Consider the following 11,633-nt stretch of genomic DNA (forward strand, 5'->3'; position numbering starts at 1 on the left):
CCTGGTCTAATTGAATTGGGAAAATGGAAAATCCCTGCGATCTTTGCTGTCTGCGCCTTTATGTTCGTAGGATTTATTTTACCTTTGGGTGGGATTTTAATTTCGGCTTTAAGCAAAGTCCAAGGTGAATTTGGTTTAGCTAATTTTACATTAGAAAATTTCCGTAGAACTTTATTTGATGTCCAAGAAACAGGAAGAGCTTTTTCTAATTCTTTAATCCTGGGAATCAGCGCTGCGACCATTGCATGTTTACTTGGAGTTTTCCTGTCCTACATCCAAACAAAAACAAAATTAAAAGGAAGAAATCTTTTAGATGTGATTGCTTCCGTTCCTTACGCAACTCCTGGAACAGTTGTGGCTCTCGCGTTAATCTTGGCTTTTAGCAATGGCATTATGGGAGTCGGCCCAAGCTTATACAACACTCTCGGCATGCTCGCTCTTGCCTATATTGTTAAGTACTTAAGCTTTGCCATGAAGACCACGGCCGATGGCTATAGACAAATTGATGATGTCTTAGATGAGGCCGCAAGAGTTTCTGGTGCAGGCTGGGGCAAGACTATGACCACCATTTGGCTTCCTCTTATGAAAGCACCTATGGTAGCGGCATGGTTTTTAATTTTTATGCCGGTAGTGAGTGAGTTAACAATGACGATTCTTCTTACAGGTCCTGGGTTAGAAACAATAGGGACAGTAATTTTCCAGTTGCAAGAATACGCGGATGCAAGTGGCGGTGGCGCTTCGGTGCTAGCGATCATGGTTGTAGTGATGGTGATTTTAATTAATTGGATCGTAAAGAAAATATCTAAGGGAAGGTATAGTTTATGAGTCAGGTAAAATTTGAAGGTATTCAAAAACAATATGATAACAACGTCACCGTGGTTGAAGATTTTAATCTCATCATCCAAGACGGAGAATTTGTTTCTTTCTTAGGCCCATCAGGCTGCGGAAAGACTACAACTCTGAGAATGCTTGCAGGCTTAGAAAAAAATACCGGCGGAAAAATCTACCTCGGAGATGATCTTGTTTCGGACCCACAGAATGGGTTCTTTCTTCCCCCAGAAAAACGTCACATCGGAATGGTTTTTCAATCCTACGCTGTTTGGCCACACATGAATGTTTTTGATAACGTCGCCTACCCACTTAAGATTCAGAAAAAATCAAAAGCCGAAATCGAAGAGCGCACTTTAAAAATGCTAGAGCTTGTGGAAATGAAAGGCCTAGAAAAAAGAATGCCCAACCAATTGAGCGGTGGTCAGCAACAGCGCGTAGCCTTGGCGCGCGGCTTGGTGATGCAACCCAAAGTATTATTGTTGGATGAGCCACTTTCGAATTTGGATGCAAAATTAAGAGAAAAAATGAGAAAAGACATCCGTGATATTCAAAAAAAATTAAAACTCACCGTTGTTTATGTGACTCACGATCAAATCGAAGCCAACACCATGAGCGATAGAATCGTCATTATGAAATCAGGAAAAATCCTACAAGTAGGAACCCCCGCCGAGATCAAATCAAAGCCTGCCAATGATTTTGTGAGAGAGTTCATTCAGTAGATCAGTTCGCTGATAGTAGTTAACGGCCATTTTTCACTGATTATCAAGTCAGCGTCTATTTGAAAATATCTTGATTGTAAAAGCAGGGTTTAAGGGGCAATATAGCTATGCCCTTCTAGGGCAAGTCCGTTTTCAATTCCTTCAAAATACAGCGGGAGCGTCTTTCTCGTTGGTGATCGATACAATTCGCTCTCAGAATTATAGATTCCAAAATGGAGTTGAGGGCGACATAGAAATCCATTATTAGCAGTTCTTGCTATAACCTGACCACGTTTTACATTCTGGTTTTGTTTTATAATTGCTTCAACGTGCACGTATTGAGCGACAGTTCCGTCGCTAGATTTGATTTTGATATTATGGGCTAACTCAGAGTATTTACTATTGCAACCTCCGCCTTTATTGGGCGCCCATATTTCTATTACTTTTCCATCTTCAACCGAAATGACGTCGCTACCAAAAGGGACATCAAAATCCCAAGAGTATTCATTTCCAGGTTCTGAATGCGAGGCTTTTCCAAAAGTACCTTGAGACACAAAGAAAGCTGTTCCTGAGTTTAAAGGAATTGAAATTTTTTTGTAAGCGCTGCTATCTGTATTCAAATAAGGATTCACGGTTGAACAACCCGTCAATAGAATCAGAGCCGAGTAAAGGAGCTTCATAATTCAATCTTTACGCTGAGAACCAGATTTGTCCATCAAAAGGAATAATTTTAAGCAAATAAATAGCTCAAAAATCATGACTTCATGACGGAGTTCCAAATACTCGCTCTGTAACAAGTTTATGATGTTGAAAGCACAAAAGTCTTAAATTCTGAACAGTGGTTTCACCATTAAATGCCATAGGCTTTATGTGATCGTATTGGATTAAATGCTTTGAATTGCATCTTCTCTTTGTTTTCTGATCAGTGAAAGTACAACAGCCTTTATCTCTCATGTATACTTCTTGCTTGATAGTTCCTGGAATATAACGATTAACTGGTTTACATATTTTTCGATTCTTGGAATCTGAAATTTCTTTGGATAAAGTTCCAACAACATTTTTATTTATCTTTTGAGCTTCCACTTCTTTTTTTAATTCCACTTGTTGCGAGGTAGAAGCTCTGCGTTGTGATGGGTCTTTCTTCTTAATTACCATATCGCACATAAGTTCTAAGAGTTTGTTCAAGTCTCCTTCTGGGTTTTGATGAGAGAGTAAATTTTTAACTTGGTCTATTTTATCTTTAAGATCCTTTTTTATAGTGAGTTTAAGCTCCGTATATTCTTCGCTGATTATTCTCTCCTTTGATCTTGTGATTATAGGCTCAGGTGAGAGCTTGATAAGTTCTAACTCACATTCTCTCGTCGATTTATTCTCTATCTTTTGTACGAGCTCTTTCTTTTCTGAAAGATTTAAGGGCTTTTCATCTTTATAAGCTTGTCTGATAAAGCTTTGAATCTTGGCTGCATTGGAAAGGCTCAAAGAACCTTCTTTGATTTTAGCTTCAACTTCAGGAAGATCACGAATTAATCTCATAGCACATATTCTTCTTTGGGCTTGGGACTCAGAGTATTTGAGTTCTCTTAAACAATATTCAAAAATACTTGAAAAACCCATTTCCAAATGAAGTTTTCTATTTTCTATCTCCCTTAAATGATGGAGTATCTCGGTAGTTATTTTTCTTTCTTCACTAGAAAGTCTTTTGGCATTTTCTAGTAAATTTTGATTTGAAAAATGTTTTAAGTTCATGTGTATCTCCTTTAATGAAAAGAACATACCACGATATTTAAAACTTAAAGATTTGAGAAATTTAAAAATTGAAAAGCATATTCATAAAACGATATTAGACACACATAAAGGCTTTCTATTAATCACAACGAAGATAACATTAAAAACAGAAGAAAATATAAAAATAACTAAATGCAATTCATTTAATCCATCAATAAACTCGTCAACTTTATTCTAAAAAAATGTTTTTAAATAACGCACAAGCGACACATAAAGGTGCAGGGTACTTTTTGGGTTTTGACGCAGCGACAGTACGAAAAACTAAGGGGTACTTTTTCTTTTAGCACTTGCGAAACACAAGTAGGTGGCGCTTTTAACACTTTTAACGACTTTCTCAAATCTTGCGAAGACTAATTTTTTGCATACTTTTAGAATAATTTGTCTCAATTTGAGACTGATGCTTTTCTCCATTAAAAACCTACCGATAAGAAAGTATGTCTCAAAATCAAACTACAAAAAATATTAAGAAGAAAAATGTTTTAATTATTTTTTTACTATCAAGCGCAGCCTTTGCTCAGATTGCTCTTTTTCAGAACTGCGGGAATATGAAAACAGCAACCAGTAGCGTAGGCTCTTCCGGCACCCCTGATCCTGTAACTACATATGCCTGGCAACTGAGTGCATGGACTTCTTGCTCTTCACCGTCATGCGTACAACAAACAAGAACAGCAACATGTATGAAGACCGAGGACGGCATAACTTCTGTTGAACCTAATTCATTGCTTTGCGGAACTCAAAACCAATCCTTATCACAATCTTGTGGAGTTACAGTTGCTGCTTGTAATACAACACCAGGAACTTGCACAAATTCTGGTTCACCGGTCTGTGTGAATGGAAGGTTAATGCAAGCGAGAACATGTTCTCCTGTAGGATCTATTTGTTCTGGCGGTTGTCCAACTTTAGATACCGGATCCTGCGGAACTCCGACAACCAACGGAAACTTATTTGTTCCCGCCGTCACAGCAGGAACTACGGATATCACTTTACACCCGCAAAGCTCTACAATTTTAAATCAACCAACCAATGTTGTATTCGGTATACCTTTCCCTAAAGGGTTTGTGGCAAGCACGGCAAATATTCGCGTACTCAATTCTGCAAACTCAGAAGTTCCATCTTTTGTGACGGCAATTAATTATTGGAGAAATTTCCAGACGCCTGCTACAACGATTTCATTAAAATCAGTGCAAATTGGTATCACTTACACATTCACAGATAGAAATCCTGTAACGATGAGAGTCCAATGGGGAACCGCCAGAGCAAACACCATCACTTCGACTTTCTCTGCAGCCAGCACGTGGGTTCCAATTTCAAATGGCGTAAATCCATCGGAATACCCTGCCTCAGGAAACGTTCAAGAACCAAGGGTGTACGTTACGCATTCACCAAGTTGGTTGAGCCAATCATTATTGAAAACCAGAACTACTGCTTTGAACGAAGTTTCCTCTTACAATTGGTTTGATACAGAATTTTCAGACTTCTCTACGCAAGCAGCAAATGCCACCGCTCATCAAACAACTTCTGAACCATGGCTGTATGATAGAGCTCAAACACTTTACTTTATGTATTTCAGAAGCGGAAGTGTTGACTGGTTAAGACGCGGTCATAGAGCTTCGCAATTCTATAAAGCCAATATCAATTCCAGTGGTGGCTTTGTCTTGGGCGGTGATTCTAAATACGTTTACGGACAATCCATGCTCTACGATATGATGATCACAGGAGACACCAGTTTAATTCCCGTGATCGAGAGAACCAGATTGCCACACAACGGTTGGCCAACGACATTCTCTGCAAGCACAGGATTTTGGACAGAGAGAAACCAAGCCTATGCAATGTTAGCAGCGCTTGCAGCATTCGATGCGACAGGTTTGGCAACAGATGCCACAAGAGCAACAGCACTTTTCAATAACGTTTTCAACATGCAACAAAATCCTGGAAATGGCTGGACAAGAATCGGTTGCCCTTTGCACACCAGAAATCAGCACGATCCTAGTGAACCCATTCCTGATGTGATGTGCTCTCCTTGGATGGGCGCATTGATCGCTGATGCTGTGTGGAGATACTACATTTTGTCTCTTGATAATAACGCTCTTATTTATTTAGCCGACTACGGCGATTATATCCACAACTACGGCCTCGTGACGGAAGGTGGATTAAGAATTCCATACTATGCATCTTCATATCTAGGTAACACTGGCTCCGGAGAAATTGATCACGCCTGCGATGTTATGGGTGCAACAGTGAAGGCTTACTGGGCGAAAGAAGCCTTGGGTAGAAACTCTGCGACAATGGCCACCGACGCCTCAGCTCTTCTGACATCTTGCCAAGCAAACTTAAGCTCATCTAGCATTAGTCCTGCCAGAAAATACAGCTGGTGGTTTGGTACAAATTCGGACTTTGGCTGGTTATTATCTAATCTTCCATAATTGTCTTTGGCAGCCTCGGGATTATTCGATATGAGTAATTCCAATGTCTTTTACACTCACAGAATGCCAACAAAATGCAATGGAACTTTTAAATAAGTCAGAGAATATTTTTCTCACTGGCGTAGCTGGTTCAGGAAAATCTTTTTTGCTTCAGCATTTTCTAAAAGACAAAAATTCTAAAACTCATCCCGTCGTTGCCAGCACCGGGGCCGCCGCAGTCCTCGTTAAAGGCGTTACCTTTCATAGTTTCTTTGGTCTTGGCATTTTAGAAGGCGGCCCAGAAAAAACAATCCAGCGAGCTTTAAAAGACGGAAGACTTAAGAAAAGAATCAACACCGTCGACACCATTATCATTGATGAAATCAGCATGATTCCTGGCGTAGCATTCGAGGTGGCAGAAAATATCTGCAGAGAAGTTAGAAAATCTCAAGTTCCTTGGGGTGGAATCAGAATCATTGCTGTCGGAGACTTTGGACAACTCCCGCCCGTCAGCATTGGTGGAAAAGAAAAAGACTGGGCTTTTCAGAATCACACTTGGGAAAATAGCAACTTTCAAGTGGCCTATCTCAAAACTATCATGAGATCGACAGATGAAAAATTCTTGAGAGTTTTAAACTTTATTAGAAATGGCCAAGTGAATTTTGAAGTGAATGAATTCTTAAATTCTAAAATCAAAAAACCTACAGATGATTTTACCGGAACAATTTTATTCTCTCACCGAAACTCTGTAGAAGATTATAACCTCACAAAACTTTCAAACTTAAAGGGTGATCTTCTGACTTTCAAGACTGCATACTCTGGCTCTTCAAAGTTTTTGGAAGCCATCAAGAAAGCCTCTCCCGTACCGGAAGTTCTCCAATTGAAAATCGGCGCCCTAGTCATGATCAGAAAAAATGATCCTCAAGGGGCATACGTGAATGGAACTCTAGGTACGGTAAAATCCGCAAAAGAGGGCGAACTCCGTGTAGAAATGCTCAATGGAAATACCGCAAAACTCGAACCCGAAACATTTTCTTATATGAACGCCGAAGGCGAAGTGGTTGCCGCTGCCGAAAATTTTCCAGTGAACCTTGCCTGGGCGACGACAATCCATAAATCTCAAGGAATTACACTCGACGCAGCAACAATTGATTTATCAAGGGTCTTCGAGGCCGGCCAGGCCTACGTGGCTCTTTCAAGAGTCAAATCCTCCGACGCGCTCTTTTTGTCCGGATGGAATCCAAATGCCATCAGGGCGAGCGCCGAAGTAAAAAACTTCCACTCTCAAATTCTAAAAGATCTTTAATTGTACTTTTTAATTATACTTTGAAAAACAATCCAAATCAGAAACCTGATTCACATAAGAATTTATACTGGCTGCATTTGTAAATCCTGTATCTGAGAATATACAAATTAAGGTCGGAGTTTTAAAAGCATAGATCATTTCTTGAACAGATCCGCTCGGGGCAGTCCATGTGCCTCTAAAAAACTTTCTAGTTCCATAGGTTACAGTGCTATCAAACTCAACATTTCCAAAATTTGTAGCGCCCATATGGGAACCTGGAGATGCACAGCTGTTGTTTGAGTACATAAGTTGGTTACTGACATGTGAAATTCTTGTTTCACTCGTTTGAGTAAATTGATAAAAATGTCTCAAGGAAGCTGCTGCTGCGTAAACAGAACATCTTCCCATGATCCATCCGCCTTCAAGCACCGACAGGTCTTCAAGACTCACATCCCCATCACCACCAGTGTCATTCCCCGTACCATTGTTAGAAGAATTGTTTGAGGTTCTCGCTGCTCCACCGCAGTTTACAAAGAGTAAGTTTGTCGTGAGCATCATACTAAAAATCACAAATAAACCAATATGCTTATAACTCAACTTCTTCAAACCAACCTCCTCAATATATACAGTGTCTCAGATATATACATATCGGGTGAAAAGTGAACGAACTTGATACTAAAAATACGAGCCAAATACCTATGCAGTGTTGTCAAATTACTGCACTCTGCTGTTGATTATTAATTGATTGGCAAGACATCTAAATCTTTAGGTCGAATTTTTCTGACTTCTTCTGGAATGCTTTTAACGATGGCTTCACCTAGAGCCTCAATAAGATTATTCTTATAGTGTTCGCGTCGATATATTAACCCCACCTCCCTTGCAGGGATCGGACGCTCAAAAGGAATGAGTTGTGTGTGATCTCCGATCGTATTCGATGCAAGCTCTGGCAGAAGCGTATACCCACCATAAGATTCCACAAGATTCTTGAGAGTTTCCAAACTCCCACTTTCAAATTTAAATTTCCGATTTTCATCTTTAAAATTTTTAGAGGAGCAAATATCTAGAACTTGATGTCTCATGCAATGTCCCTCTGCCAAGAGCCAAATGTCTTCCCGTCTTAAAGCAGAGTATTTGATCTTTTTAGATTGAGCATAAGGATGAGATTTCTTACAGAGAAGCGAAAAGGTCTCGTAGTACAGAGGCAACTCAAACATTTTTGGTGTTTTAGTTGGTGTTGCTAAAATTCCTACGTCAATTTCATCATTGTCTAGCGCTGCTATAATTTGATCTGTTTGCAGCTCCATGATTTTCAAATTGAGCTGAGGAAATTTCTTTTCTAAAACTGGTAAAAGCTTTGGAAGTAAATAAGGAGCAATTGTGGGAATCACTCCTAAAAGCAATTCCCCTTTGATTACGCCTTTTTCATTGGTTTGAATTATTCCTTCGATTTTTTTGACTTCAAAAAGAATGGATTGGATTTGTTCTACTAATTTTTCTCCGACCTCGGTGAGTAGAATCGGTTTCTTGGAGCGATCAAATATTATAATACCCAAATCCTCTTCCATTTTTTGGATCTGCATACTGAGTGTCGGTTGAGTCACAAAACAGGCTTCGGCGGCCTTAGCAAAATGCCCAAATTTGTGCACCGCCATCACATATTCCATCTGCGTTATAGAGAAGGTCAATTTGGTATTCATAAGTCCTCCGAATCACTAGTAATTTTGACACTCTATCATAATAGATAAAATCTATCAACTTTAATTAATTATCGATTTCACAATGCCAGGCAGATACCGTAAAGTAAGTACTTATACAAAGGACTTTCCTAAAAGTCTTAACCAACACCCGGAGGAATACATGTCTACAATTATCAATAGCCAAATCCCAGCGTTTAAAGCTCAAGCTTATCACAAAGGTGATTTCGTAACTGTTACAGAAAAAGATTTAAAAGGAAAATGGTCTATCTTTTTCTTCTACCCTGCTGACTTCACATTCGTTTGCCCAACTGAATTGGGTGACATGGCAGATAAATACGCTGAATTCCAAAAGATGGGCGTAGAAATTTACAGCGTAAGTACAGACACTCATTTCACGCACAAAGCATGGCATGACACTTCAGAAACAATCAAAAAAATTAAATACCCAATGCTAGCAGATCCAACAGCTCACTTAGCAAAAGCTTTCGGCGTGTACATTGAGGACGCAGGTTTGGCTTATCGCGGAACATTCCTTGTAAACCCAGAAGGACAAATTAAAGTTGCAGAACTTCATGACAACGGAATCGGAAGAAATGCGGATGAATTACTTCGCAAGACCCAAGCGGCACAATTCATTGCAAAGAACCCAAGTGAAGTTTGCCCAGCAAAATGGACTCCAGGAGCAAAAACACTGAAGCCAGGATTAGACCTAGTAGGCAAAATTTAAACAGCCGATAACAAGGCCGACCGAAATCATTTTAAAAATGAATTTCATCGGCCTCGTTAGCTAGGAAATCAGGCCAACTTTAGAACCGTCTCTTTAAATTTTCGGCTGTTTATATTAACTATTTTCGCGGAGGCTCTTATGTTAGACCAAGATTTAAAAGACCAACTCAAAACAGTATTTGCTCCGCTAGAAAATAACGTAGAACTTGTTTACAGTGAGTCCGAAGCGGATCAAAATGAATTGGTAGAAATGCTTAACGGCATTGCAGAAACCAATGCTAAAATTATCGCAAAATCATCTGGTCAAAAAACAAAGTCTCCAGAATTTCATATTGAATACAAAAATAAGCATACAGGAATTACTTTTAAAGCAATCCCCGGTGGACATGAATTCACCTCTCTTATCCTTGCGATCTTAAATGCAGACGGTAAAGGAAAGTTGCCGGAAGAATTTATCGCCAACAGAATCAAGAGATTAAAAAAACCAATTCACATAAAAACCTATATGTCACTGGAGTGCGAGAACTGCCCCGATGTGGTTCAAACTCTGAATCAAATTGCACTTATTCATGGTGATTTTAAACATGACATTATCGATGGTGGATACCACCAAGACGAAGTGAAATCCCTCAGCATTCAAGGTGTGCCTAGCTTGATCGTCGACGGAAATTTAATTCACTCAGGTAGAATTAAACTTATCGATTTATTAGAAAAATTAGAAGAAACCTTTGGCGTGGATGAATCCAAAGCCAAAAGCGAAGTCTTGAAAAAAGATTTAGGAAAATTCGATGTTGTTGTTATCGGCGGTGGCCCCGCAGGTGCTTCAGCCGCGATCTACACCGTTAGAAAAGGTCTCAAGACTGCCATGATCACCGAGAAAATCGGCGGTCAAGTTTCCGAGACAAAAGGAATCGAAAACCTAACTTCTGTCATATACACCGAGGGACCTCAACTTGCCGCTCAACTCACTCAGCACGTCGCTGCATATCCAATTGAACTTTTAGAAAACAGAAGAGTAAAAAGTATCGGACAAGGTGCTGATAAAAAAATTGAACTAGAGAGTGGCGAATACTTAACCGCAAATTCCATCATCGTTACAACAGGAGCAAAGTGGCGCGAGCTCGGTGTTCCTGGTGAGAAAGAATTCATGGGCAAAGGCGTCGCCTACTGCCCGCATTGCGATGGACCATTCTACAAAGGTAAAAAAGTTGCCGTTGTGGGCGGAGGAAATTCTGGTGTGGAAGCTGCAATAGATTTAGCCGGAATCGTGAAAGAGGTGGTGCTCTTTGAATACAACGATACATTAAAAGCAGATCAAATTTTGGTAGATAAGTTAAAATCACTTCCCAATGTTTCAATCATCACCAGTGCTCAAACAAAAGAGATCGCCGGCGACGGAAAAAAAGTAACATCGCTGAATTATATAAATAGGAAAACAGAAAAATTAGAAGAAATGCCTTTAGACGGGGTGTTCATTCAAATCGGGCTAGTGCCGAACAGCCAATTTTTGAAAGATACTGTGGAACTTACCAAGTTTGGTGAAATTGTAGTGGATGGAAAAGGAAGAACCTCTGTCAAAGGCATCTATGCCGCAGGAGACGTAACAACGACTCCATACAAACAAATCATCATCGCCATGGGCGAAGGTGCAAAAGCTGCCCTCGCCGCATTCGAAGACAGAATGTATGCTCATTGATTTAGTTTAAATCCACCTTTTGATTATCGCCAGCAGAATAGCTTTTGCCGGTGATCACAGATTTTGCAAGATTTAAAACATAAGCAACCGCAGATGGTGTATCCCAATATTGCGCATGATGAGCATCTACTTTGAGTAAAGTTAATTTAGGATCATCTAAACCTTCAACAAACCAAGCTTTGTAAGCAGGCTTCCAAAATTTTTCTTTGATAGCTTTATCATCTACAAAGCTCCCGGTTCCACAAATCGAAACATAGCTATGCCCATTGGGATTTGCATACGCCAGATTCACTTCACTGCTGGAATCCAAATCATTTTTGATTCCTGAATCTTTACTTGTAAAAAACCAAAGCGTGCCATCAAATTCATCTTCTTGAGTCGTCATAGGCCTTGAATGCAAATGTCCTTCTGGATTTGTAGTACAGAGCATAGCAAACTTAATGTCTTTGATGAGTTCTCCAACTTTTTTGATCGATTGTTCTGGCGATAAATCAGTATTCTTCATAGGTACTC

General features: G+C 39.8%; 10 protein-coding genes and 1 pseudogene. 6 read left to right on the forward strand and 5 right to left on the reverse strand.

The genetic code is table 11. The features are described 5' to 3' along the window. Positions 1-825 (forward strand): ABC transporter permease subunit (locus V4596_05855; protein MES2768655.1); only part of this gene is annotated, 825 nt, incomplete at its 5' end. Next, positions 822-1,544, forward strand: a pseudogene (locus tag V4596_05860) (ABC transporter ATP-binding protein). The gene V4596_05855 and the pseudogene V4596_05860, both read left to right, overlap by 4 nt. Before the next feature lie 95 nt (positions 1,545-1,639). On the opposite strand, the gene V4596_05865 reads toward V4596_05860, so the two are convergent. Both V4596_05865 and V4596_05870 read right to left on the reverse strand, forming a co-directional pair. After that, the gene (locus V4596_05865; GenBank protein ID MES2768656.1) at positions 1,640-2,209 is read right to left on the reverse strand and encodes a M23 family metallopeptidase; all 570 of its coding nucleotides are present in this window, start codon (positions 2,207-2,209) and stop codon (positions 1,640-1,642) included. Positions 2,210-2,291: 82 nt separating this feature from the next. Then, positions 2,292-3,275 (reverse strand): HNH endonuclease signature motif containing protein, encoded by a 984-nt coding sequence (locus V4596_05870; GenBank protein MES2768657.1) that lies wholly within the window; start codon positions 3,273-3,275, stop codon positions 2,292-2,294. Positions 3,276-3,748: 473 nt separating this feature from the next. On the opposite strand from V4596_05870, the gene V4596_05875 reads away from it, so the two are divergent. After that, complete coding sequence (locus V4596_05875; GenBank protein ID MES2768658.1) at positions 3,749-5,737, forward strand: hypothetical protein; 1,989 nt, start codon at positions 3,749-3,751, stop codon at positions 5,735-5,737. Between the two features lie 43 nt (positions 5,738-5,780). Next, a complete protein-coding gene (locus V4596_05880; GenBank protein ID MES2768659.1) occupies positions 5,781-7,022 on the forward strand; it encodes a DEAD/DEAH box helicase in 1,242 nt (413 codons plus the stop codon). 9 nt (positions 7,023-7,031) lie between these two features. Here V4596_05880 and V4596_05885 read toward each other — a convergent pair whose 3' ends face one another. Both V4596_05885 and V4596_05890 read right to left on the reverse strand, forming a co-directional pair. Then, positions 7,032-7,607, reverse strand: coding sequence for a hypothetical protein (locus V4596_05885; protein MES2768660.1), 576 nt, complete (start codon positions 7,605-7,607; stop codon positions 7,032-7,034). A 131-nt stretch (positions 7,608-7,738) separates the two neighbouring features. Then, positions 7,739-8,698: a LysR substrate-binding domain-containing protein gene (locus tag V4596_05890; GenBank protein ID MES2768661.1), complete on the reverse strand. Its 960-nt coding sequence runs from the start codon at positions 8,696-8,698 to the stop codon at positions 7,739-7,741. Positions 8,699-8,858: 160 nt separating this feature from the next. Here V4596_05890 and ahpC point away from each other — a divergent pair, with 160 nt between their 5' ends. Both ahpC and ahpF read left to right on the forward strand, forming a co-directional pair. Then, positions 8,859-9,425, forward strand: coding sequence for an alkyl hydroperoxide reductase subunit C (gene ahpC / locus V4596_05895; protein ID MES2768662.1), 567 nt, complete (start codon positions 8,859-8,861; stop codon positions 9,423-9,425). A 138-nt stretch (positions 9,426-9,563) separates the two neighbouring features. After that, a complete protein-coding gene (gene ahpF / locus V4596_05900; protein MES2768663.1) occupies positions 9,564-11,120 on the forward strand; it encodes an alkyl hydroperoxide reductase subunit F in 1,557 nt (518 codons plus the stop codon). A 1-nt stretch (position 11,121) separates the two neighbouring features. Here the strand turns inward: ahpF and V4596_05905 are convergent, their stop codons facing one another. Further along, the gene (locus V4596_05905) at positions 11,122-11,625 is read right to left on the reverse strand and encodes a pyridoxamine 5'-phosphate oxidase family protein (GenBank protein MES2768664.1); all 504 of its coding nucleotides are present in this window, start codon (positions 11,623-11,625) and stop codon (positions 11,122-11,124) included. Positions 11,626-11,633 lie beyond the last annotated feature (8 nt).

The organism is Bdellovibrionota bacterium (assembly GCA_040386775.1).
Lineage (GTDB): Bacteria > Bdellovibrionota > Bdellovibrionia > Bdellovibrionales > JAEYZS01 > JAEYZS01.